This window comes from Candidatus Accumulibacter sp. ACC005, assembly GCF_907163215.1.
In the GTDB taxonomy this organism is placed as follows: domain Bacteria; phylum Pseudomonadota; class Gammaproteobacteria; order Burkholderiales; family Rhodocyclaceae; genus Accumulibacter; species Accumulibacter regalis.
Genome location: NZ_CAJQUB010000012.1, coordinates 44541 through 66378 on the forward strand (window position 1 = coordinate 44541; position 21838 = coordinate 66378).

Below are 21838 nucleotides of genomic sequence, written 5' to 3' on the forward strand. Positions count from 1 at the left end.
CTTGGTCTTGCCTGCGTCTTGATGGTTGGATGCGTCAGATTTCCGGCGGGTTCTGAACGGGCCATCGTGGTGCCCTCGCCAAACCACAACGCCCGGCGGCCAAATTTCGTGATCCTCCACGACACCACGAGCAGCAACGTCGAGCATGCCCTCAGAACGCTGACCAACCCGGTCCGCGAAGTCAGCTCGCATTACCTGATCGGACGCGATGGCACCCTCTACCAACTGGTCGATGAAGAAAGGCGCGCCTGGCACGCGGGGATCTCTTACTGGGCAGGCAACACTGATCTCAACTCGGCGTCGATTGGCATTGAGCTCGACAACACGGGTGCCGAACCGTATTCGGAAGCACAGATCATGGTTCTCCTCGATCTTTTGAAGGACTTGCAGCAGCGCTACCGGATTCCGACGAACAATTTCCTCGGGCACGGAGATGTCGCTCCACGCCGAAAGATCGATCCGAGTCGGCTCTTCCCCTGGGAGCGTCTGGCGGCGAAAGGATTTGGTTTGTGGTGCCGCGAACCAGCGGCGATGCCGGTTGCGGAGCCTTTCGATCCTCAACTTGCGCTCGAGGACATCGGCTACGACACTTCGGACCCGGCCGCCGCCCTGGCGGCGTTTCGGCGGCATTTCCTTGGCGTTGATCGAGAAGGAGAAGCGACCGAGGCGGAGCAGCAGTTGATGCAGTGCCTGGTCGTCGCGAAGCGCCCGAAAGGCGCCTCCTGAATCACCCTGCTTGAGCGACTTGCGCCTGGCGATCAGGTCGGCCGCCGCATCGCTCGCTCGGCCCCGCGGCGATCGGCAAACGAGGCGGCCGCGCTCGCCTCATTGCTGCTGGGTTGGACGTCGTGTGAAATATGTCCTCGGCGTCGTGGTGCGGCATTCGCTAGACTCAAGGCATGTCGAAGCAGATTCCGCCTCCAACTCCGGAAATCAACCGTCTCAGGGCTGCCGCAGCCCTGATCCCGATCATTGAGTCCGGCTTGTTGGCCTCAAAGCTCTCCATCGAGCGTGCTTCAATCATGGCCTCGTTCTGCGAATGGACGGTGGAACGACCGTCTGACGATCCGAACGTGGTCAAGCTGGCGGAAACGGTGGGTAGTGGCCTCAAACGCATCAAGATGGTGTTGTCTTCGGCAGGGTGAAACCTCCCGGCGGCTCTTGCTTTCATAAGCTTGCCGTCCATTGATTCTGGGTCGGCAGATCATCGACGAAGTGCCATAGAAAATCGCTGAACGACTGTCCACCTGCGGTGAGCGCCAGGTACGCTTTGGCGTTGTTGATGGCGGCGGCGACCTTGGCTCGATTTCGGACGATCCCCGGATCCGTCAACAGGGCTGCAACTTTTTCGTCGTCATAGCAGGCAATCCGGGCCGGATCGAAGGCATCGAAGGCACGTCGGTAGTTTTCTCGCTTCTTGAGGATGGTCGCCCAAAACAAACCCGCCTGCGCGCCTTCCAGAAGCAGCCGTTCAAACAGGGATCGATCATCGTAGAGCGGCACGCCCCATTCCCGAATCATGGTATTCACGGTAAAGGTCGAAGCCTTCGCACCAAGGACAACGTTGCATCGGCGGCGGCTCGGCAGACAAAAATTCAGTCTATGCGAAGTGCCCAGAAATCGCCGGTTTCCGGATGTCCGGGGTGAGCGGCTACCGACGACCAGATCGCTTGCCGGGCTTTCCCGGGCAGCTTCCGCTCCGCCGGGTCGCTTGCTTCTGGCAGGCCCGGGCCTTGATGAGAGGCGGCTCCTGCGCGGTTCGTCGGGTTGCCAAGCAGGCGCGCAGTCAACGGTGCTTGGGGTGCGCGCGTTAGTAGACGACATCTACACCTACAGGGCCAGCATGAAACGTCTTTTCCTCGCCGCCGCACTGATCGTCTCGACATCGCCTGTGCTTTCCGCCGACCTTGGCGTATCGGTAAGCATCGGCCAACCCGGTTTCTACGGGCGCATCGACATTGGCGGCTATCCGCCGCCGCAACTGATCTACCCACAGCCGATCATCATTGAGCGGGTGCCGGTCATGCGCCCGCCGATCTACCTGAACGTGCCTCCTGGTCATGCAAAGCACTGGAGCAAGAACTGCCACAAGTACCGCGCCTGCGGGGAGCGGGTCTATTTTGTGCAGAACAACTGGTACAACCGCGAATACGTTCCGTACTATCAGGGTCAGCAGCGCTATCGACGTGAGGAATACCGCGAGGATTACCGCCGCGACTACCGTCATGACCACGATGATCAGCGCTGGGATGACGATCGTGGCAAGCAGAAGAAAGACAAGGGCCACGGCAACAAGGGTAACCACGGCGGCAATCGCCAGGATTAGCGAACGCCGTACTGGCTTCGCCCCGGCGTTCGAACCTTGCCATAGCCTTCTTGTGAGGCTTGGAACCACAGTGCAGCGCACCTAATGGCCCGAACCGGCCGAGGGGGCGCAACCGGTACCCTGTGAAATGTTCCCTGTTCAGAACGGGAGTTTCGCGGTCGGGGCGATTCCCCTGTCCATGCGCTCTTGCGGCCGCCGTGAGCGTGATACCGCTCAGGGCGCTGCAAAGAACTTCTTCAGCGCCGCCGCAAATTGCGGCGCGTGGCGCGGATCGGCCTCGTAAGGCTGGCAGCGGCGCTTGGCCACTGCAGGCAAAGCGGCTTTCACTAGGCGTTCGGTGCCCTGCTCGCCGATCAGAAGCGTCGGGCGGCCGAGCGCGTCGGCCATCCCCAGTTCGAGGCATACGTTAGGGTTGAAGCCGCTGATGTCGACCGTGACGTGTGTCGCGCGGCAGATCTCGTGCCAGATTGATTCGATGATCTCCTGTCCATCGGCCTGGTCGCCACGCACCGGCTCTACGCCCGCCTGCCGCGCGCTGGCTTCGATCACCGCATAGGCCGCCTCACGCTCGCGGCGGAACGGCATGACGGCGAAGGTTCGCCGCGCACGCGGGTCCGGGTAGAGGCCGGGCCAGCGCGTTTGCAGCAGCTCGTGCTGACCTGTGCCGAGATAGGCATTGAAAGTCGTCAGCGCATTGCGGAACTTGATCGGATCATCGCCCGCGGCACGCATCACCTTCAGTGCAACCGCGAACAGTGGGTTGTCTGGCTCGCCGGTGGCCACCCGTTGGGCGTAGTCGAGTGTCGCCGCCAGACTTGATTCCTTGCCGCCCCTGACCTGCAAGCCGTAGATCGCCGTGTGCACTTCGTTGGCCAGCCATGGGCGCAGCGTATCGCCCGGGCTGTAACGACTGACGTTTTGCGCGATGTCGAACGGGATCTCGGTCTCGTCGGCGGCAATCAAAAGAATCTGAGTGCCGATTGTCAGTGCGATCCCCAGTTCGTAGTAAACCTGCGCCTGCGCCTCGGAAAGGTCGAACACCGCGACGTTCGAGGATTGCAGCTCCTGCCATCGATGGGTTGCGACATCAGCCCCTGCGGGGGCGTCCACGGCGAGTTCCAGGCCCGAGAACATCAGTGCCCCCGCCAGCTCCTTGCGCATGCGCAAGCCGCCTGCGAAGAAAATGCGATTGGGATCAATCGTTGCTTCGCCACGCGGCCACACTGGCTGCGCCAATAGCGGGTGCCGGCGTGCGGCATACAGGCGAACCTCGTGTGCCAGCGCACGCGCCTGATCGCGCTCGAGCTTGTCCAGCGTTGCCGTGTCGTCGCCGGCCTGGCTGACCCAGGTGGTCAGCCGTCCGAGCCGCGCGAACAGTTCCATCGCGGCTTCACGCATTTCGGCCGAGCTGTTGGGCGCCATGCCGGCCGCGCCGACGAACATTTTCAGCTCCTGCAGCGCGGCCAGTAGCCGTCCGCCGCGCGAGCCTTGCGCCGCACCCGGCCCCTTGAGACTCGGGTTGCGGGCCTGAGGGCTGAGCTCGCGTTTGAGCGCATCAATTTTTCCGCGATTGGCCATCATCGCTTCGAGCGACAAGCCCTCTGATGTTGTCGATCCGACCACTCCTTGCAGCCGTTGCATGAGACTCGAAAGTCCCGCCTGGCGGGTCGGATCGAGCGAGGGTTTCTCTTTCTCGAACTGTTGATTGAGGAGATCGAACATCGAGCTGATGTGTTTCACTTCGGCAGCGCGCTCTGGTTTTCGCAGTACGTGCATCGGCTCGCCAGCGTCGGCAAGCCCGAGCCCGTCCTTCAATTGAGCCATCCGCTGATCGAGCTGGCCGGCTTCGCCCAGCAAGGTGACGATCTGCTGCGCGGTTGCGAGTTCCTCCCGGACGCTTTCGACTCCGTCCGGCATGTGTAGGCGCGCCAGCGTGAGAGCCGCGCGCAGGCGAGTGCACGCTTCAGTGGCGAGCCCGGGGTCTTTTCCTTCGCTCAACTGCAGGAGCACTTTCCCGAAGCAGTAGTTGAGCTTGACCCAATCGACCGCGTCCGCAGCCTCGGCGGCTACCTCCAGAGCGTTCTCGGCCTTGCGGTAGGCCCTTGCCGCATGTTCGAGCGCGCGGCGCTCCTTGCCTGCGCCGAGATCGTAATAGGCGTTGCCCGCCCAGCGCCAAGTGCGCGCACCTTCGACGGCATCGCGCTCACTGAGCGGCGTCGCTTGCGCAAGTACTTCGAGCCCGTCTGCGACCGCCTCCATTTCGCTTGTGAAGCCCGCCCCGGTGCGATCCGGCCAGCGTTCGAGTGCCGCGTCGCTACGGGCGATCAGCGCCTCGCGATGCCTAAGTTGGTCGGGAGTCATGGCTGCGACCTAGGTCGACCAGGAAGTCTTGCCGTCGTCGAAGAAGAGGAAACCCTCGCCGTCGCCGCCGACCGTGCCGGCCCGGCTCGAGGCCGTCCAGGGTCCACTCTGCGCACCCGGCATGTGCATGGACGCCGCCAGGTTGCCAACCGCCGGACCGCCTTCGCATCCGAAATTACCGACCGCGTCCACCCAATAGCGACCTGGCCAAACCTGCATCACGCGGGTCAGCGCGAAGACGTCCTGTGGATGAAGCTCGCGTCCATTGACGAATACGCCGGTCCCGCCACCTGAGGCATTCGCCATCAGTGGCCCGCCAAGCGGCAGGCCGGCCGGGATGAAGCCGGTACATGGGCCTCCTTCGACGCCACAGGCGCCGTTTGCCCGGTCGTACCAGTAGCGGCCATCGAGTAGTGCGATATTCCATGCCCGCTCCATTGCCCCGACATCGTCATCGCTGATGCGCGCACCGTTGATGTAGATGGCACGCGCTGGCGCCTGAGCAGCGGCAGAGTTGGCGCACGTGCCTTCGGACAATTCGTGATAGCGCAGTGCGAGGTCGGCCCCGCCGATGTCGTAGAGGCGGGACAGCGTGCTTTGGTAACCTGATGATCGTCGGTTCATCGCAACCTCCTGCCAACGTGTGGAAGGATAGGAAACCCAGGGGGTGCCGATGCAGGATAGACAACGACCGCGATTTATTTGTTTCGATCAAGTGGCGCGAACCGGGAATCAGGTCGCGAAGGACCGGACACCCTGGTCAGCCTGCCGCGCTTGGTTTCGGGAGTTCCTCCAAAAATCCAGAATCGAGGAGTCGCGCAGAAGAAGCCACGGCAAAAACAGGGGAAGCGACAGAGCAAGGTCGTCGGGGCGAAGGGAGATCAGCGTGCCTTTTGATAGGTGCCGACCAATTGCGTTTCGGCAACGATGTGCCCCTGCATGGCCTGCTCCAAGGTCTTCTTGTTCGGCTCTTTCAAGTCGGGCAAGACGACGTCCAGCGCGTAGAGCTTATGGAAGTAACGGTGCCGGCCGACGGGCGGGCAGGGGCCACGGTAGCCGGTGCGCTGCCAATCGTTGAGTCCGTCCAGCGCGTTGGCCGGACGCGACGGCAGTGCCTCGGGCAGCCCAGTGCTGTTGGCAGGCAGGTTGTACAGCACCCAATGGACCCAGGTCATGCGGGGCGCTGCGGGATCTGGTGCATCGGGATCGTCGACGATCATGACCAGGCTCCTTGCCCCCGCAGGCACGCCACTCCAGGTCAGTGGCGGGGAAATGTCCTTGCCCTCGCAAGTGTACAGCTTGGGGATCGAGCCGTTGTGCGCAAACGCACTTGAAGAAATGCTCATGCCCATGGTTTTGTCTCCCGCTTGCGTGGTTGCGGACCAGGCGCCAAGAAGGGCCAGGCACGCCAAATGGGGCGCCCACCACCGGATTGTCACGGCCCTGTCAGGCATCGAAACGTCCCCTCTGTTGAAAACGAGCATAGAACTCAACCGCACGATAAAAGTATGCGGGTTTTCTCCGTGAGGTCAAGCTGCACCGATGGCTGCTCGCCATCGGCTCGGCCCGGCAGCCCGTGCGAGGTCCCCGTTACGCCTCGGTCGACACCCCCCGATTTGGTCGCGATCGCTGCCCTGGCGCTCGACCGGGAACGGGCTGGCGTCGTGGGCCCCGCCGACCAACAGCAGGTCATTCATTGGAGGCGCGAACTCAGGCGCCGTGCCGGGGGGTACGCGAGGTCAACAGGTATAAACGAAAAACCCCGCGGAACATGGCGTTCAGCGGGGTGTTCGTTTTTTGTCGCAGAGCTTTGCTGCGACGTTCCTGGCGGAGACGAAGTCCGCCATAGTGCTGTCTCATACGGCATCACCGTTTGTCATGGAAGCATACGCAGCAAGGCATACAGCCTTTGTGTACGTGGTACATTGACTCGCGACGTATCAAGGCGTAGCATCCTACCCCATCAACGAAGAAGGGGTAGATGATGGGGCGAAAGATTGAGCCATTGACGGCTATCGAGGTGAAGAGGCTGGTCAAGCCGGGCATGAACTTCGTGGGCGAGGTCGCGGGGCTGGCGCTGCTGGTCTCCGACACCGGCGCGCGTTCTTGGATACTGCGCACCATGATTGCCGGCAAGCGGCGCGACATGGGCTTGGGCGGATTCCCTGACGTGACACTGGCGGATGCGCGCAGGCGGGCGCGGGAACTGCGCGAACAGATAGACGGGGGTATTGACCCGATCGGGCAACGCCGAGAAACGCGCGCTGCGCTGGCCGCGAAGAATGCAAAGGCGATGACGTTCAACCAGTGCGTCGACGGATATCTCGCCGCCTATGCGGACGAGTGGAGCAATTCAAAGCATCGGCAACAGTGGCGCAGCACGCTTGCTAGCTACGCCGGGCCTGTCATTGGCGATATGGATGTGGCACTGATCGAAACCGGACATGTGTTCAAGGTGCTCGAACCGATCTGGAAAACGAAGACCGAGACAGCAAGCCGATTGCGCGGCCGAATTGAAAAAGTGCTGTCTTGGGCGACGACGGCAAAGCACCGGACCGGAGAGAATCCGGCACGCTGGAAAGACCACTTGCAGAACTTGCTCGCCAAGCCAACGAAGATTGCCAAGGTCGAGCACCATGCTGCCCTTGACTACCGCGAGCTTGGCGCTTTCATGGCTGACCTGTCGCATCGTGAAGGCATCGGCGCCCGTGCGCTTGAATTCGCTATCTTGACGGCTGCAAGGTCCGGCGAGGTCCGCGGCGCGACGTGGGCGGAAATCGACATGGATGCCGCGCTGTGGACTGTTCCGGGCGCGCGCATGAAGGTCGGGAATGAGCACACCGTACCGCTTTCAGACAGTGCGCTGGCGCTGCTGCGCGCCATGCCGCGCGAGGGTGATTTGGTCTTTCCTGGCGCGAAGACCGGTCGCCCACTATCCGACATGACCCTGACCGCAGTTCTGCGGCGCATGGGCTGCGGCCATCTAACCGCACATGGCTTCCGCGCGACATTCAGCAGTTGGGCGCACAGTCAAACCGCATACCCATCTGACGTAATTGAAATGGCGCTGGCGCATACCATCGCCGACAAAGTGAAAGCCGCCTATCAGCGTGACGACCTGATCGCGAAGCGCACCAGGATGATGGATGAATGGGCAAGCTACTGCCGGATGGTAGTGGCGACTACCGGCAAGGTGCTGTCGATGACGGCCGCGAAAGCGTCGTGCTGAAACGGGTTGACACGGTCACCAAAGTATGAAATGATTTGGGCCGTCGGGGAAGTTGCGCCCAAAGGTAATGTACGAAAAGCAGTAGTAGCGTAGCACGCCCGCCGCAAGCGGGTTTTTTTTCGACTAAAGGCCGGAGTTTCCAGCAATGGAGATCCGGCCTTTAGTCGTTTACGGCCCGCCTTGAGCGGGTTTTTCATTTGTGACAGCCAGTCGACAATTTGAGAAGCCCGCCCTGTGCGGGCTTCTTGCGTTTACGGCCGGCATTCTTCGAAACGGAAAAGAAATGCAAAACGAAATCAAAGAAGCATCAGTGACAGTTCAGCAGTTTGATAGCCTTCCCAACTCTGCAGCGATCGACATTCCAGACGCCAGCGCTGTGTCTGGCCGAAGCCGAGCCAGCATTTATCGCCACTTCGAAGCCGGGGAACTTACGAAGATCAAGGTCGGCAATTCGACACGGGTTCGTGTCGGCGAGTTGCGCAAGCTGATCGGGGTGAGCATATGAATGCCACCACTCACATCGTAAGCGTTGCCGGTGGCCGGCCAAGCACTACATCTCTTCTAATCGCCGAGGCGTTCGACAGATCACACAAGAACGTCCTGCAGTCGCTAGATCGTCTGATCCAAGACGACAGGATAGATCGGCTAGAGTTCAAGCCGATCTTCTACACCGACGAGATGAACCGCGAACAGCGCGCGTATCAGTTAAGCGAGCGCGGCGCACTGATTTCCATGCCGTTCATTGGCGGCAATAGGTCACGGGAAGGCCAACGCCGCCTGGTCGACGCATTCTTCGCCGCCCGCGACGAAATCAGTCGCTTGCACCAGATGCACGCATCGGCAGACTGGCACCAAGCCCGCATCGAAGGCAAGACAGCGAGGCGCAATGAGACCGTGATAGCCGCATTCGTGGAGTACGCGACCAATCAGGGCAGCAGGAACGCACGCCGGTATTACATCAGCCTGACGAAAGAAACGAATCGCGCTTTGTTCATGGTCACGTCCGCTGTCGGCAAGAACCTCAGGCAAAAACTTTCCGCGCAGCAGTTGGCATCGGTGGCGATGGCTGAGCACATCGTTGAACGCTCGCTGCTGGAATCGATGGCGGAAAAGACCTTCTACAAGGACGCCTACCGCACGACCGCTGAGCGCGTCCGCCAATTTGCTGCGCTGATCGGGCAGTCAGTACCGGGCAGGATTTCGGCCATGCTGGAGGGCAAAAAATGAGCCAGCCCAAGAAACGAGAAGCCCCGGCAGCGATGGTGCGCAGCGGGGCTCAGGAAAACAACAACGACAGCAACATTATCGCCTCATTGACGGATTCGATCAAGGCGAAAGTTATCGCCACCGAGTACCCCGAAGGCGAAAGGCCATTGTTCTGGGGCGCATTCGCGCGTGGTCGCGGCGGCATGCCATGCCTGAAGCCTATTCGGCGCACCAGCGCTGAACAACACGTCAGCGGCATACGCACGCGGCAGAAGGTGTTCCGGATTTTCCATCGTCAAAGAGGATCTATCGATCCGGCTCTGCTGGTCTTCGTAGGCGTTTTTCTCTTGGTTGGGGGGCTCGCAGCATGATAAGGGAGAACGTGATCTTCTGTCCGTCGCTGCCGGAAGCCTTCGCCACAGCCGGGATGAAATACCCAGAAAAGGATATTGAGCCTGGAAAATTTGCCCGATTCCCGACCAGCGAGAAGGCCGGCGACCAGGCTGGGTTCTGCAAGCTGTTTCCCGATGGTGTCGGCGCATCGTTTGGATGCAACCGGGAAGGCACCAAGTTTACCTGGCAACTACGCGACAGCGACTCGCCGAAGCCCACCGGAGCTCAACTGCAGGCGGCTAAGGCCAAATCAATACTGGCGAACAAGCAGGCGGCAGAAGACCTCGCCACACAGCACGAGAAAGCTGCAGCGGCAGCCGGCCGCATCATGAGCCAGACCGTCGATCTTGATCCGGGAAATGCTTACGTCGTGCGCAAAGGTGTCATCCCCTACGGTGCACGACAAGACCTTGACGGCTCGATTGTTCTTCCGGTGCAAGGGCCAGATGGCGCAGTTCAAAGCGTCCAGTTCATCCGGTGTGATGGCGTCAAGAAGTTTCTGAAGTTCGCCAGGATGAAAGGTGGCCGAATGTTCGTTGGCCAGCCTGAAAACGGGGACCCGATTAATCTTGTCGAAGGTTGGGCGACTGCTTGCAGCATTCACGAGGCGACCGGCGAAGTGGTTGTCGTCGGATTCTCCGGGGCCAATCTGGCTGTCGTTGCTGGCGATCTGCGTCGAAAGTATCCGGGCTCGTCTCTACGCATCGCTGGCGACCTTGATAACCATGGCAAGGGGCTTGATTACGCTCAGGCCGCCGCTGATACCGGAGCGCCTGCCGTCATCGTCCTGCCGAAGTTTAGCGATAGTCGCATCAAAGGCGACTTCAACGATCTGCATCAGACCGAAGGGCTCGACGCAGTTCGGCAACAACTACACTCGATGCCAAGGACATCCGCCCACGAAACAGTGCCCTTCCTAGCGCCCCCATTGGCGAAGTGCGACGCGCGAGACGGCACGCGAGACACGCGCCCGCTGACGGAGTACGGAAATGCCCTGCGCCTGCACGATGACAATGGCGAGAATCTCAGGTTCGTACGCGATGTGAAGATGTGGATGATCTGGCGCGAAAAGTCCTGGCAATGGGATGCCGATGGCGCCGCCGTCCGATCAATGGCCGCTCAACTGCATAGAACGATTTACGCTGAGGGCTTGGGACACCCCAACGACGTTGAGCACTTCGCAAGGTTTGCGCGCAAAAGCTCAGAGCAAAAGACAATCGCCGCTGCAGTCAAGCTGCTATCAGATTTCGACCAGCTGCGCTTGCCGATGACGCACATTGACGCGGACAAGCTTGTCGTCGGGTTTGATCACGCACGACAGGTTGTCGATCTTTGCACGGGCACGGCGCGCGCCGCCACACGTGGTGATTGCGTAACCAAGAGCTTGTCGCCAGACTCGGTTGGCAGCGAGTCAAGGGCTGTGCGATGGCGCCAGTTCTTGCATGAAGTGTTCAACGGCGACCAAGAGATTGTCGATTGGCTGCAGCGCTTTTGCGGCTACCTTTTAACGGGTTCAACGCAGGAGCATTTGTTCCTTTTTCTCTACGGGCACGGTGCCAACGGCAAATCTGTCTTCATAGAGTTGCTGAAGCACATCATGGGCGACTATGCCCGCGCCATCGCCTCGGAAACGCTCAGCGAGGCCAAGCGCAATGCAGGAGGCGCTTCGCCAGACCTCGCCGACCTCGTAGGCGCGCGGTTAGTTCTGTGCGCTGAAACCGAAGACAACACCGCCCTCGCGGAATCTTTGGTCAAGGGCATGGTGTCCGGGGATAGCATGACCGCGCGGAGACTCTACTGCGATCCTATCCAGTTCACGCCCAACTTGAAACTAATCATGGCCGGTAACCATAAGCCGATTGTGCGTGGCAACGATCACGGAATATGGCGACGGGTTCGACTGGTGCCCTTCGATCGGACCTTCACGGCGGACGAGCGCGATCCGAAGCTGCTCGCCAAGTTGAAGGCTGAAGGGCCCCACATCCTTGCATGGATGATTCAAGGTTGCGTCGCGTGGCAATGTAAAGGGCTTACCGACACGCCGAAGAGAATCCGCGAAGCTACAGACGCCTACCAAAGCGATCAGGACTTGACGGGCGCCTGGCTCAGCGAATGCACTGAGCGCGATACGCGGTGCGAGACCGCTAGTCGAGACCTCTACGATAGCTATAAAGCGTGGAGCCTCGACAACGGTCATAAGCCAGCGAGCAACGCCGTACTTGGTCGCCGGCTGGGTGAGCGGGGATACGTTTCACGAAAATCAAACGGCAGCCGTCTCTGGTGCGGTTTGACCTTGAAAAATTCTTGTCACCAGGGTTATGCGCAACGGAAAGAGGGCTATCGATGACGCAGATAAACGTCAATCAACGACCGACAGGGCGGATGGGGCGGATAAACGGCATTTTCGGTAAACTCCCCCATGCAGCCGTTACTAGAAAAAGCTTTGGAAATGAGCGTTTTGCCGCCCTATCCGCCCTGGTCTGCTTCTCGACTTGGCGAAAGGCACGACCATGAGTGCCGATCTATTAGTGTTCGAGTCGCCAACGACCTATCACACCAACGATTGTCCCGAAGCCGTTGCCTTGGCGGAAGCTCTCAAGGCGCTGCGGCATCAGTCAGCTTTCGCGTGGATTGAGCGCCAGAATTCCGGGATGGCGAAAATTGGTGGGCAATTTGTCCGCTTCGGCTGGAAAGGCTGCTCGGACCTTCTCGGAATGATTCGGGATGGCCGCTAGCTGGCGGTGCAGTGCAAAGCGACCAAGGGCATATAAGCGGTTAACAGGAAGTCTTTCGTGTTTCAAGGCCGGTTTTTGCAAGGCGAGAAGGCTCTGAAGATCGGACAACTTATCTGAGAGCGCTTACGAGCAGAGCAAGCCGAGATCCTTTTTCTGGTAGGCAGGTTCGGTGGCGTGGATTTCGTGGCGCACGACTGCCGCGATGTGCTGCGCGAACTGTCCGCCATTAATCGGATGCGACATGGTAACGCTACAGCGTAACGCCTAGGGATTTAGGCAATGCCAACAACACGGTAGTGCGCCGCCACAGCCTCTTTACGGTCGAATCCGCAGGGAACTATCAGCAAAGCGCCGACAGCTCGTCTTGGCGCGATTCTGTGGCCTTAGCGGGCAGTTCTATCAACCTTGAAAACGCCTTTGATTCAAAGCATAATGCCGCTGGAAAGTCCGCCGACTCTAACTAAATGTCTTTCCCACAAATGGCAGATTTTTAAGTTTCTTTAGCGTTTCCTCCAAGAGACTTCCAAGCCCTTGCACTATTCCCTCCTGCAGACGCCGAGCTCGCGCCTCTTCCTGAAGCCCGACTTGAATCTCGTTGGTTGAACGACGCATTTCTGAAACCTCGTTCCGGCTTTTTTCAAACTGGTCGGCCGCCGTTTCTTGGCAGCGTCGAAGCGCGATAGAAAGATCAGACATCTTCAATTGAACCTCACGCAAAGTCGCGGAATTCACTGATGCGGCGCGCTGGAAAGCGTCAATCTGTTGGGAGAGGTTCTGGACCAGCGCGTTTTGCTTGTTGAGGAAGTCCGTGACTTGCCGGCTCATTGATTCGTGCTCCTCGCGCAAAGATGCGGCGACCTCATCCTTGAATGAAGCCATTTCTCCATTTGAATCCCTAGAAAAATTTGAGAACCGCTGTGCCATCGATTCCACGGCCGCCCCCACGAAATCCTCCATCTTCGAACGAAACAGCTGTTGCTCATCCCTCAGCGCAGATGCCTCCTCATGCAAAAACTTATCGTTGCTTGCGGCGGCAGCCTCCAGCAACTGGAAATTGGATTGGGCTGTGGCCTCAAAATCGCCCTGCAGCTTCTTGAACTTGCTTCCCAGGAGTTGCTCAATCCGAAGAGCCTCATTAGCTGAGTCCCTCTGCAGATCAGTACGTAACGACTGCAAGAGCTCTTGCAACTGATCGGCGTGTTTGCCTGCACTCCCGGCTGCTTTTGCAGCCAGCTCGGCATTAGTACGCGTACCCGCCTCAAGGCGCGCTAAAACGTGTTCCTGGTTTGCAAAACTAACTCGGCTGGCGGACAGTACGCGATCCTCCGCTTGGGCTAATTTCGTATCAATGGACCGCAGTGCAGATGAGCGAGAATTCTCCAACTTTGCGCGAGCGTCTATTGACTCGGCGAGGGACTGCGTTAGATCCTTAATAAGTGACAACCACTCATTTCGGGCATTTTTTAACGCAGCCTTTATCCCACTCAGCTGCTGCACCTCGCCTTGTGTGGCAGACGTAAGATTGATTAAGTCGTCCTGCATCTTGCCAGCGTCCGCCCTTATCTTCGCAAGAGATCGTGCGGCGGAGATAGCTTCATTCATCTGATCGTCAAATTCGCGAAGCTTCTCGCGGACAGCATCAACACTATTTATCTCAGGCATAAAACGCTTTCTCCAACTCAACAACTCGGTTTTTTATCACAGGTATTTCCCGAGGAAGAATTTTGGCCACGACAAGAAAAAACGCTAGGCACTCTCTCATTGTCGCCGCCGACGCGGCTTGACCATCACTTAATCTTGACACCTCCCGAACCAAGAATTCCCATCCTTCAACAGTGTCACAGTTGGAATTAGCGCTATTGAGTATCGACAAGAGCATCTCTTCTTTTAGCGAATCTTCCGATGTCGTGTACAAATCTTCCACACAGGAAAAACTAATACGGGCTTCGTTCGCAGTTCGCAATAGCCGTCTGGAATTGCCTGCGAGCTCTTCCAGCGGGGAGAACTCGCGCGCGACGAAGAGGGCAGATAGGTTCTTAGGGCTTCCTTCTACTACAGTTCTCGCCTGCGTGTATTTGGCTGTTGGGTAATCCTTAAACTTGTACACCAGCTTTCTTAGCACAGCCAAATCAAAAGAATCGGGATCGTTCGCAAATATGCTCTCCAATTGACGCTCCAGCTCTTCATCGGTGGAGCTACCAGGAAGTGGATTGCGGCTGTCGGGAAAAACAAGATTTGGCGAACATACATCGCAGAGGCCGCAGCGATAGCTTTCTTCTATTGAGCTACCCAGTCGCGCGAGCAGTGGGATTCGTCGGCAGGTCGGAACTCCCGCTGAGTTCTGGCTCCGAACCACGGTGAGAAGATTCCATAACATGTCATACCGCATCGTGACGACATGTTCATATGTGTATTTGAGTAGAAGAATCAGATAACCATAAACTATTGGCAAAAACTGTGATTCCGTCTGATCGAACAAGGGAGAGCATTGGTTTAGAACCCGAAGTTTTCCTAGCTTGTCCGGAAAATTGTAGGGCTCGCCAAACTCCTTCAGGCACTCCTCAACTTCTTGTGAGACCTTCGATCTGGCTGGACGCTCTCCGTGAAAAGGAGAAAGGTAGTTCATCAATTGCTTTTGCATTGCCTTTCGGAATCTCGTCAGATCTTCCTGATTGTCCGGAATGCTAGGAAAATTGGAATTAACCACAAAGTGCGAGTGAGGTTCGTAGGCGATGACGTAGTCGTCACGAACAAGCCCCAGGACTGCCAGCCGGTAAATGGTAATCTCGTCTGAGGAGATGCGATCATGGCGCGAGTTAACCGTGACAGGCCCGTCTGGTTGGGCCTGCTGAGCGGCAAAAATCTTATCCAACATGGTTAGTGAAGCGAAGGCATCACTCACAACACCAGGGTAGCTCCTAGTTATGAACATATGCTGCTTCCCATAGTCGCATAAACCAGGTTTGCCATGCGGACAGCCAGAAATGTAGGAATTACAGTCTGGGACTTTCTTTTCTCTGGCCATTAACACGGTCATGCACGCACTGTTCGGCGGCTCCGTTAATAGCGCGATGTGAGCACGTTCGTTATCACGGCCAGCTCGCCCAACTTCCTGATACCAGGATTCAAGACCGGCCGATAATGCCGTGTGCACCACAAAGCGAACGCTAGGCTGATCAACTCCCATGCCGAAGCCTTTTGTGGCCACAAGAATGTCGAAGTCTCTTGCTTTGAAGTGTTCTTGATTTTCTTTGATAACTTTGTCCCACGTTTTTGGGGAGATTTCTTCCCCGTCCACAAACGTGTGCTTGCAATGCCCACAGAGTTTTTGGCCGGTTTCTTTTCCGGCGGTGAAATCATAAGAGTTACAACGTGGGCAAAGAGTAGGCTTCGTGCTTGAGAAGGCGCGAACTCGACCTGTAGAATAAGCGCTTAGTCGATACTTCCGGGGACGACGACCGGACTCAAAAATCTCGCCTGGCTCCACAACGCTCATCGTCTCATAAAGATGATGTGCCGTACCTTCCCGGGTGGAGTGTCGTCCGTGGGGATTGGCGTAGATGCAAAACACAATTCCCAGCGATTTTTCGTGATTCTTGTTAACTGTCTTGAGAAGAGTTGTGAGCGAGTCTGCTCTAAGCGATTTGGGGGTGTGGTCGGTGAGGATTTTGTGAAACAGCCCAGTTTTGTTTTCGCTATTTTCAGCAACAACAACCTGATAACTGAATCGGAGCCGATCCGCGGCGGCATCCCGAATGACGTCGCCTTCATCGCCGTCACCCTTTTTCAGTTGGAGGACACGGAGCATGTCGGCAGCAACTATTAAGCTAGCTGTTGCAGTGAGGGCGATTAGCTGTAAAGGAAACTCTCCGTTTGAGAGGCGTTTGCAGACCCATGGCAGTTTCAAATACGAAGGACGAAAATCATGCCCCCATTCTGATATGCAGTGTGCCTCATCAATAGCCAGCAACTTGATTGGAACAGATCTATTTAGTTGCGCCAATTGGTCAACGAACTTCTTAATGCGGAGCCGTTCAGGCGCAACGTACAAGATTCGGATGAAGCCGAGCCGTGCTTCTGCCATTATTCGCTGTCGGCTTGCTTCGGGAACATCGACATTTATAAAGTCAGCGACTCCGATGCCATTTGTGCGAAGCGACAGTATCTGGTCACGCATCAGAGCACGCAACGGCGCGACCACAATCGTCAATCCCGGTCGGAGGAGCGATGGCAGCCAAAAACAAAAGGATTTCCCACTGCCAGTTGTCGATATGCCGAGAACATTTCTCTCGTCAAAAATTCGCTTGAGGATGCGATCCTGAAATGCCTTCGTTCCGTCGATATAGTCAAAAATATTCTCTGTGAAGTAAGTTAGCCGTTGGTGGATTTCATCCAGTGTGAGGCCTTGGCGGTAGCGGATGCGCTGCGCGTCTGCGTCGGGTGGCACAGGGATTCGCGCCGCACCATAAAGTATCGTTGCTTCATTAATTTCAAGATCCCAAAGGCCGGTTTCCGCCTCGATTGAAACTTTTGCATGCAAGTAAGGCCCCAATCTGGGTGGCTGAGTGGGGCTGCATATCCGGACCCTAGGGAGATCAAAGTCGACGTCGACGACACCAGAGACAGCATCGAGCCACTCATACAGTGCAGTAATCGCAACAGCCACGAACGAGCAGCTAGGTTTCAAGCTGTCTCTAACCGTAAGAGAAACATCGTTGGGCCGATGGGTCGCGCAGAAATCGGCAAAGCAATCCTGTGCCCGATGAAAGTCGTTGACTCGATCAATCATATGGCCATCGCATGCTCCCTCGGTGCCGACGAACAATTCGGTTTGATCAATTGTCAAATCTGGGTTCAAGAGTCGTTCGAGCTCCGAATCTGATTTTAGTATGGCGCAGAAATCCCGGAGGGTCGCTTGGGTCGTATGCATGATCTGGCTGTAGGAGTAGCGGATGATCGTCCATCCAGCCTTAGCAATATCGTTCTGTCGCTTAAGGAAATTGTCAAGAGCAGCTCGGTTCTGGAATTTTCCGAAGCCGTCTATTTCCAGTGCAAATTTCTTGGTGCCGCATAAAGCGAAATCAATGAAGTATCGCCCGACCTGCTCCTGTGGCCGGGCCCGCAGGAGTCCAGACTCGTTCAATGCAGGGGCTAGAATTTTCTTTACGAACTGAACTTCCAGAAAATTTTGCGCGCCTTCTAGTTCTTTTTCACCGACCAGACTTGTACCTCTGACAGCATTAGAGAAATATGAATTGGCGCAAAAAAACCCAGCCGCACGCTGTTTTGTCTGCGCGCGCCCGGGTGACGTCATCTCACGAATCTTTGGCCGTTGAAGTTCCTTAAAATTGGGAAAAGATTTAATTGCATCTGCCAGACGTCGTGGTACTAGCTTCATTTTTGCTGTGACGAATTGGGGGTAGGAATCTGTCCCAAAATCGGATGCTAGAGCGTCGTCAAGGCGATACACGCCACGCATAACGGAGGGTAAGAAGTGTCGGACGATTGGATTCAAGAAAATAGGCCTGTTCTAGAGTCTGAATCGGGTGAGGGATCGCGTGCTAGTAGAGCTGAGTAAGCTGGCTGGTCTTTTGGTTTCTTCGATGCGTCCTGGATTACTCTAGCGAGCGTCTGTTTGTTGTTCTGCGTTCTGGCGGGGCCGTGATCAACCCCGACCGTTTCGTCGATCGTAACCGCCAACTGCTTCTGAGTCATCAGCGTTCGTCTTTGCGCCAATCCCACGGCGGTATCGGGCCAACATCGGCCCAGAGGCCGGCCCGCTTGGCTCGGGCCTCTTGCTGGGCAAAGCCATACCGCCCGGCATCCGATGCCGATTGATCCTTTTCGTATTTCTGATACCACTACGCTAGCCCTGTCGTGATCTGTGCAAGACCAGCATCCAGAGTCTTGGGGCAGCGATTTGTGCGACAGCTCGCCGCGGCGACCATCACCTTGCCAATGATACGGCGATAACGATCGCGCTTGCTCCACGGTACCTCCACCTGTTTGCCGAACACGAGCATCGACATGCCCTGCTTTGATCGCTGTCCGAACGGCTGAGATTTCTCGGGAGCGTCGATGCCAGAGACCCGAATCTTGTGCTGTTGATGGTCGGCATCCAACACGATGACCGTGCCACCGTCCGCTACGCTTACCACTCTCCCCGAAAGCGTATCACTCCATGCAAAATGGGCTACGATCCACAGGGGAACAAGCAGGAAACGAAGCCATGACCGCTGATTTCGTGCCTGAGACATTTCGACTCTCCTAAATTGCGTGTACGCCATCTCAAGACATGAGCGACGACCGGGCATATGGTACTGCTCAGTGACGTTCTCGCGCCAAGGGAAGCCACACTACAAATCGTTTTCTGACATTCGCCGTGGTGATGCGGAGAACGCCTTCGCTGCGGCAATGGCATGGCGTGACGATCAGTTGGCGGCGATCAGCACGGTGACAAAGCGGGACTTCTGCCAGATCAAGAGAAGATCGAACTGGAGCGGTGTACCTGGCGTGCTTTTCATCACGCCGAAGGGCGAGCCGCAAGGCGCATGGGCAGCGAGGATCAAGCTGGCCGATGGTCACGAGCGGACCAAGATGTTTTCAGTCAAGAAGTATGGCGAAGTGCAGACGTTCGAGCTTACCCGTCGAGGCTCACTACCGTGGCCAGCGGGGTGAAATTTACGGCGACTTGCTCATCGAGGACGAAAATGAGATACGGGAAAACGGAGGAGAGAATCTACACGGGACGGGGCAAGCCCCCGCAAGGGGTGTTCGTTCTAAGACCGGCCCCCCGTCCAAAGTACGGCCCGCCAGATACGCAAAAGACGAGCAAGGCACCTACTACGTCTGGGCGCGGCTCGTGACAGTAGGCGAAGCGGTGCTCGCAGCCTTCGCAATCGAAACAGGCCAGCTATCCTGAACAGATAGGTAAGCACTCAAAGACGAGGAGGCGTCACATGCAGCAATCGAAGGATAAGAGCCAGGCTGGCTTGACGGCAGCGGAGAACGACAAGATTCAGGACTTGGTAGCGGAAACCCGGCTAGCGCGAGCAATCAAGCGGCACCAGGCGATGGCTTCAGCCTCGACCAGCAAAGCCTCTCCGACGTCGACCAGCAAGAAGCCGAACGACTAGCGTAAAGAATGCTGGCGTGGCAAGCAGCAGCGTTTTGAGAGCCTCATTACGCCGGGAAGTTTGCGCAATGCCGTTCTGCATGCCATCGGCGCGAATGCGAGTTACAGGTTGCGCCGCAGCAACGCCGACAAGCGCAAAGCGGTAGAAATGATGCTTGCCGACGATGAATGGTCAGTTCTTCCAAACACCGAAATTGCCGCGAAGTGCTGCGTCGGCAGTTCGTTGGTCGATTCAATCCGAAACGCCATCATCCCGTAAATGGATGATACGCGCACGGTGACGCGCAACGGAAAGACTCACGAGCAGAAGGTTTAGGCTCGCAAAGTGGACGAACGTCCACCCGAAGATTCAAAGCAAGTGGAAATATTTCCACTTTGGCATCCAGCAGCGAACTAGGGCGGGCAGTGCGCGTTACAGCGTAACAGTGCTAGAATAGAACCGTTACAGCGTAACGGAAACGGCATGGCAACAGCAACGGAGCGACAGCGAGCATATCGGGCTCGGCGATCAACAGCCGGCGACAACGGCGAGCGGCGTCTGCAGGCTTGGGTGACCACCAAGGCTGATCGGGCCCTGGACCGGCTTGCACGGCATCACGGGGTCACTCGGAGGGCGATGCTCGAAAAGCTGATTGTCGAAGCTGATGACTCGATTACGCGAGGCCTAGATGATGAGGCTTTCGATAACTACTTGAACGTTACGCTGTAACGCTACGCAGACCATTGAATTTTCACCGATGAGATACAGGCAATGACCGAAACGACGAAGGCCGAAAACTTGCGCCCTGGCTGGAAACCCGGTCAAAGCGGAAATCCAAAGGGCAGACCACCGGGCAGCAGGAACCGTGTAACCCTCGTGGCATTGGCGGCGATGGAAGAAGGCGCCGACGCCATCGCCAAGAAGATCGTCGAAATGGCCAAACAGGGAGACATGAGCGCGGCCAGACTGGTACTCGAACGGCTTGTGCCACCGGCGAAGGAACGCCCGATCTTCCTGGACCTACCGGATACAACCTCTGCTGATGGCGTCGCAAAAGCGCAGGCGGCCATCCTGCAAGCGGTAGCGATTGGTGACCTCCTGCCGGGAGAGGCTGCGACCTTGGCCGGTATCGTAGAGGCACGCCGCAAGGCGGTGGAGACTCAAGAGCTTGAAGCCCGTATCAGCGCACTCGAAGTGAAAGAATGAACGCCTTGCAGAAGCGGGTTAGCAAGCTGGAACGTCCAATCGGCGCTGGCGAACCGCTCAACGTCATCGTCCACATGATCGAGCCGGGCACCGGGCGGGTAACGTCTCGCCTTCGGCTGATTGCTGGCGGCGGTGTTGCGAAAATCGACGAGGAAGGAAATGCGATCGAAGCGCGCATCACTGAACTGGAAACAGCGAAATGAGCACCGCGCTGCAACGTCGCATGACCAAGCTTGAAGCAGCGGCACACCCCGAGGCAAATCGCATCGCAATCATCTTCAGGCGAATTATCCGGGCAGACTCCGGCGAGGTTGTCCGAGCGATCATTGGCGACAACGTTGTGGACCGCCAGACCGACGAATCGGAAGACGATTTCATGACACGGTCGAAGGTCGAAGCCTTGGCCGGCACTCACCGGCGACCAGCTCGCGTGATTCTTCTGTCCGAACAGGATGTTGCCTTGTGAGCCCCTTGCAACGTCGCTTGACGAAGCTAGAGCAATGCCGGCAGCAGAACGACGTGGCGTGCAAACTCGATCGGCTGCTGGGGAAAGCCGGAACCAGTCGCGCGGCCGTGATGGCAGAGCACGGGAGTTTGCAGGCCTTCCGTGACTGCTTGGAGACGCAAGGCCAAGCGAGCAGCGCCAGTGTCGGAGAGTGGCGACCGTGAGAAGGAAGAGGCAATGACGCCAAGGCAAAGTCGTTTCGTTGACGAGTATCTCTGTGATCTGGTGGCGAGCAAAGCAGCGATTCGCGCCGGGTACAGTCTCCGGAGAGCGTCAGAGATCGGTTATCAGCTACTGCAGAAAACTACAGTTCAGGACGCAATCACCGAACGCATGAACGCCCGGGCGCAACGTACCGGAATCACGCATGACAAGGTGCTGGCCGACCTCGAAGCAGTTAAGCAGGATGCCATGAGCAAGGCCACTGACAAGGCCGGGAACGTCGTCATGGCAAGCCATGCGGCGGCGCTGCGGGCTCTGGAACTGCAAGGGCGGCATCTGGGTATGTGGAAGGATCGGCTGGCCGTGACGGGCGATCTGAGCATTGCTGATGCCATCCGACAGCGCGTTGCAGCTAGATCCGCGTGAGTATCGTTCTTGGCGGCAACTCTGGCCGATGCGCCAGATAGCATAGCCGGACCAAAATAACGGCCTTCGATAGCTGCACGCAATGCATGGGTTCAATGCGTCGCAAGAGCCTGAGCCAAGCCAGCGTGGTGCTTGTGCTTTCGAGCAGCGACGCCGCGTCTAGGTGGACGGATG

The 21838-nt window shown here is 57.6% G+C and carries 23 protein-coding genes; 16 read left to right on the plus strand and 7 right to left on the minus strand.

Annotation, left to right across the window (positions count from 1 at the left end; translation table 11 throughout):
* The first annotated feature begins 21 nt into the window (after window positions 1-21).
* Both QZ613_RS14005 and QZ613_RS14010 read left to right on the plus strand, forming a co-directional pair.
* The gene (locus QZ613_RS14005; protein ID WP_291921184.1) at window positions 22-726 is read left to right on the plus strand and encodes an N-acetylmuramoyl-L-alanine amidase; all 705 of its coding nucleotides are present in this window, start codon (window positions 22-24) and stop codon (window positions 724-726) included.
* Window positions 727-899: 173 nt separating this feature from the next.
* Window positions 900-1145, plus strand: coding sequence for a hypothetical protein (locus tag QZ613_RS14010; protein ID WP_043565577.1), 246 nt, complete (start codon window positions 900-902; stop codon window positions 1143-1145).
* Between the two features lie 22 nt (window positions 1146-1167).
* Here the strand turns inward: QZ613_RS14010 and QZ613_RS14015 are convergent, their stop codons facing one another.
* Window positions 1168-1521 carry a DNA-3-methyladenine glycosylase I gene (locus QZ613_RS14015; RefSeq protein ID WP_363319777.1) on the minus strand — a complete coding sequence of 118 codons (354 nt, stop codon included), beginning with the start codon at window positions 1519-1521 and terminating at the stop codon, window positions 1168-1170.
* Between the two features lie 322 nt (window positions 1522-1843).
* Between QZ613_RS14015 and QZ613_RS14020 the strand changes: the two genes are divergently transcribed.
* The gene (locus QZ613_RS14020) at window positions 1844-2326 is read left to right on the plus strand and encodes a hypothetical protein (RefSeq protein WP_291862889.1); all 483 of its coding nucleotides are present in this window, start codon (window positions 1844-1846) and stop codon (window positions 2324-2326) included.
* Between the two features lie 213 nt (window positions 2327-2539).
* Here QZ613_RS14020 and QZ613_RS14025 read toward each other — a convergent pair whose 3' ends face one another.
* The 3 genes from QZ613_RS14025 to QZ613_RS14035 form a co-directional block, all read right to left on the minus strand.
* Window positions 2540-4183, minus strand: a complete 1644-nt coding sequence (locus tag QZ613_RS14025) for a hypothetical protein (RefSeq protein ID WP_291982895.1) — start codon at window positions 4181-4183, stop codon at window positions 2540-2542.
* 513 nt (window positions 4184-4696) lie between these two features.
* Window positions 4697-5311, minus strand: coding sequence for a hypothetical protein (locus QZ613_RS14030; RefSeq protein ID WP_043565572.1), 615 nt, complete (start codon window positions 5309-5311; stop codon window positions 4697-4699).
* 257 nt (window positions 5312-5568) lie between these two features.
* Window positions 5569-6039, minus strand: coding sequence for a YbhB/YbcL family Raf kinase inhibitor-like protein (locus tag QZ613_RS14035; protein ID WP_043565570.1), 471 nt, complete (start codon window positions 6037-6039; stop codon window positions 5569-5571).
* Window positions 6040-6668: 629 nt separating this feature from the next.
* Here QZ613_RS14035 and QZ613_RS14040 point away from each other — a divergent pair.
* From QZ613_RS14040 to QZ613_RS14065, 6 genes are all read left to right on the plus strand, one after another.
* The gene (locus QZ613_RS14040) at window positions 6669-7916 is read left to right on the plus strand and encodes an integrase arm-type DNA-binding domain-containing protein (protein WP_363319774.1); all 1248 of its coding nucleotides are present in this window, start codon (window positions 6669-6671) and stop codon (window positions 7914-7916) included.
* 283 nt (window positions 7917-8199) lie between these two features.
* Window positions 8200-8421: a helix-turn-helix domain-containing protein gene (locus tag QZ613_RS14045; RefSeq protein ID WP_291862850.1), complete on the plus strand. Its 222-nt coding sequence runs from the start codon at window positions 8200-8202 to the stop codon at window positions 8419-8421.
* Window positions 8418-9143: a Rha family transcriptional regulator gene (locus tag QZ613_RS14050; RefSeq protein ID WP_291862853.1), complete on the plus strand. Its 726-nt coding sequence runs from the start codon at window positions 8418-8420 to the stop codon at window positions 9141-9143. The genes QZ613_RS14045 and QZ613_RS14050 overlap by 4 nt, the downstream gene beginning before the upstream one ends.
* A complete protein-coding gene (locus tag QZ613_RS14055) occupies window positions 9140-9493 on the plus strand; it encodes a hypothetical protein (RefSeq protein WP_291862856.1) in 354 nt (117 codons plus the stop codon). Before QZ613_RS14050 ends, QZ613_RS14055 begins: the two co-directional genes overlap by 4 nt.
* Window positions 9490-11862, plus strand: a complete 2373-nt coding sequence (locus tag QZ613_RS14060) for a phage/plasmid primase, P4 family (protein WP_291862858.1) — start codon at window positions 9490-9492, stop codon at window positions 11860-11862. Before QZ613_RS14055 ends, QZ613_RS14060 begins: the two co-directional genes overlap by 4 nt.
* A 163-nt stretch (window positions 11863-12025) precedes the next feature.
* Window positions 12026-12250: a hypothetical protein gene (locus tag QZ613_RS14065; RefSeq protein WP_291862861.1), complete on the plus strand. Its 225-nt coding sequence runs from the start codon at window positions 12026-12028 to the stop codon at window positions 12248-12250.
* Between the two features lie 456 nt (window positions 12251-12706).
* On the opposite strand, the gene QZ613_RS14070 is transcribed toward QZ613_RS14065, so the two are convergent.
* From QZ613_RS14070 to QZ613_RS14080, 3 genes are all read right to left on the minus strand, one after another.
* Window positions 12707-13912 (minus strand): hypothetical protein, encoded by a 1206-nt coding sequence (locus QZ613_RS14070; RefSeq protein WP_291862864.1) that lies wholly within the window; start codon window positions 13910-13912, stop codon window positions 12707-12709.
* Entirely contained in the window at window positions 13905-17765 is a 3861-nt protein-coding gene (locus QZ613_RS14075; protein ID WP_291982897.1) for a DEAD/DEAH box helicase, read from the minus strand. The genes QZ613_RS14070 and QZ613_RS14075 overlap by 8 nt, the downstream gene beginning before the upstream one ends.
* A gap of 346 nt (window positions 17766-18111) precedes the next feature.
* The gene (locus QZ613_RS14080) at window positions 18112-18507 is read right to left on the minus strand and encodes a thermonuclease family protein (RefSeq protein ID WP_363319775.1); all 396 of its coding nucleotides are present in this window, start codon (window positions 18505-18507) and stop codon (window positions 18112-18114) included.
* Window positions 18508-18577: 70 nt separating this feature from the next.
* Between QZ613_RS14080 and QZ613_RS14085 the strand changes: the two genes are divergently transcribed.
* From QZ613_RS14085 to QZ613_RS14115, 7 genes are all read left to right on the plus strand, one after another.
* Window positions 18578-18928, plus strand: a complete 351-nt coding sequence (locus QZ613_RS14085; RefSeq protein ID WP_291862874.1) for a hypothetical protein — start codon at window positions 18578-18580, stop codon at window positions 18926-18928.
* A gap of 281 nt (window positions 18929-19209) precedes the next feature.
* On the plus strand, window positions 19210-19386 hold the full coding sequence (locus tag QZ613_RS14090) for a hypothetical protein (RefSeq protein ID WP_291862877.1): 177 nt from the start codon (window positions 19210-19212) through the stop codon (window positions 19384-19386).
* Window positions 19387-19446: 60 nt separating this feature from the next.
* Window positions 19447-19644 carry a hypothetical protein gene (locus QZ613_RS14095; protein WP_291982899.1) on the plus strand — a complete coding sequence of 66 codons (198 nt, stop codon included), beginning with the start codon at window positions 19447-19449 and terminating at the stop codon, window positions 19642-19644.
* Between the two features lie 492 nt (window positions 19645-20136).
* Window positions 20137-20571, plus strand: coding sequence for a DUF5681 domain-containing protein (locus tag QZ613_RS14100; protein WP_291862880.1), 435 nt, complete (start codon window positions 20137-20139; stop codon window positions 20569-20571).
* On the plus strand, window positions 20568-20774 hold the full coding sequence (locus tag QZ613_RS14105) for a hypothetical protein (protein ID WP_291862883.1): 207 nt from the start codon (window positions 20568-20570) through the stop codon (window positions 20772-20774). The genes QZ613_RS14100 and QZ613_RS14105 overlap by 4 nt, the downstream gene beginning before the upstream one ends.
* On the plus strand, window positions 20771-21037 hold the full coding sequence (locus QZ613_RS14110) for a hypothetical protein (RefSeq protein ID WP_291982901.1): 267 nt from the start codon (window positions 20771-20773) through the stop codon (window positions 21035-21037). The genes QZ613_RS14105 and QZ613_RS14110 overlap by 4 nt, the downstream gene beginning before the upstream one ends.
* A 216-nt stretch (window positions 21038-21253) precedes the next feature.
* Window positions 21254-21664, plus strand: a complete 411-nt coding sequence (locus QZ613_RS14115; protein ID WP_291865548.1) for a terminase small subunit — start codon at window positions 21254-21256, stop codon at window positions 21662-21664.
* Window positions 21665-21838 lie beyond the last annotated feature (174 nt).

Coding starts and splice junctions, on each gene's coding strand:
- QZ613_RS14115 (WP_291865548.1), top strand. CDS start 21,254: ATGACGCCAAGGCAAAGTCGTTTCGTTGACGAGTATCTCTGTGATCTG.
- QZ613_RS14060 (WP_291862858.1), top strand. CDS start 9,490: ATGATAAGGGAGAACGTGATCTTCTGTCCGTCGCTGCCGGAAGCCTTC.
- QZ613_RS14010 (WP_043565577.1), top strand. CDS start 900: ATGTCGAAGCAGATTCCGCCTCCAACTCCGGAAATCAACCGTCTCAGG.
- QZ613_RS14005 (WP_291921184.1), top strand. CDS start 22: ATGGTTGGATGCGTCAGATTTCCGGCGGGTTCTGAACGGGCCATCGTG.
- QZ613_RS14105 (WP_291862883.1), top strand. CDS start 20,568: ATGAACGCCTTGCAGAAGCGGGTTAGCAAGCTGGAACGTCCAATCGGC.
- QZ613_RS14020 (WP_291862889.1), top strand. CDS start 1,844: ATGAAACGTCTTTTCCTCGCCGCCGCACTGATCGTCTCGACATCGCCT.
- QZ613_RS14055 (WP_291862856.1), top strand. CDS start 9,140: ATGAGCCAGCCCAAGAAACGAGAAGCCCCGGCAGCGATGGTGCGCAGC.
- QZ613_RS14015 (WP_363319777.1), bottom strand. CDS start 1,521: ATGATTCGGGAATGGGGCGTGCCGCTCTACGATGATCGATCCCTGTTT.
- QZ613_RS14065 (WP_291862861.1), top strand. CDS start 12,026: ATGAGTGCCGATCTATTAGTGTTCGAGTCGCCAACGACCTATCACACC.
- QZ613_RS14045 (WP_291862850.1), top strand. CDS start 8,200: ATGCAAAACGAAATCAAAGAAGCATCAGTGACAGTTCAGCAGTTTGAT.
- QZ613_RS14030 (WP_043565572.1), bottom strand. CDS start 5,311: ATGAACCGACGATCATCAGGTTACCAAAGCACGCTGTCCCGCCTCTAC.
- QZ613_RS14080 (WP_363319775.1), bottom strand. CDS start 18,507: ATGTCTCAGGCACGAAATCAGCGGTCATGGCTTCGTTTCCTGCTTGTT.
- QZ613_RS14110 (WP_291982901.1), top strand. CDS start 20,771: ATGAGCACCGCGCTGCAACGTCGCATGACCAAGCTTGAAGCAGCGGCA.
- QZ613_RS14035 (WP_043565570.1), bottom strand. CDS start 6,039: ATGGGCATGAGCATTTCTTCAAGTGCGTTTGCGCACAACGGCTCGATC.
- QZ613_RS14100 (WP_291862880.1), top strand. CDS start 20,137: ATGACCGAAACGACGAAGGCCGAAAACTTGCGCCCTGGCTGGAAACCC.
- QZ613_RS14070 (WP_291862864.1), bottom strand. CDS start 13,912: ATGCCTGAGATAAATAGTGTTGATGCTGTCCGCGAGAAGCTTCGCGAA.
- QZ613_RS14050 (WP_291862853.1), top strand. CDS start 8,418: ATGAATGCCACCACTCACATCGTAAGCGTTGCCGGTGGCCGGCCAAGC.
- QZ613_RS14090 (WP_291862877.1), top strand. CDS start 19,210: ATGCAGCAATCGAAGGATAAGAGCCAGGCTGGCTTGACGGCAGCGGAG.
- QZ613_RS14040 (WP_363319774.1), top strand. CDS start 6,669: ATGATGGGGCGAAAGATTGAGCCATTGACGGCTATCGAGGTGAAGAGG.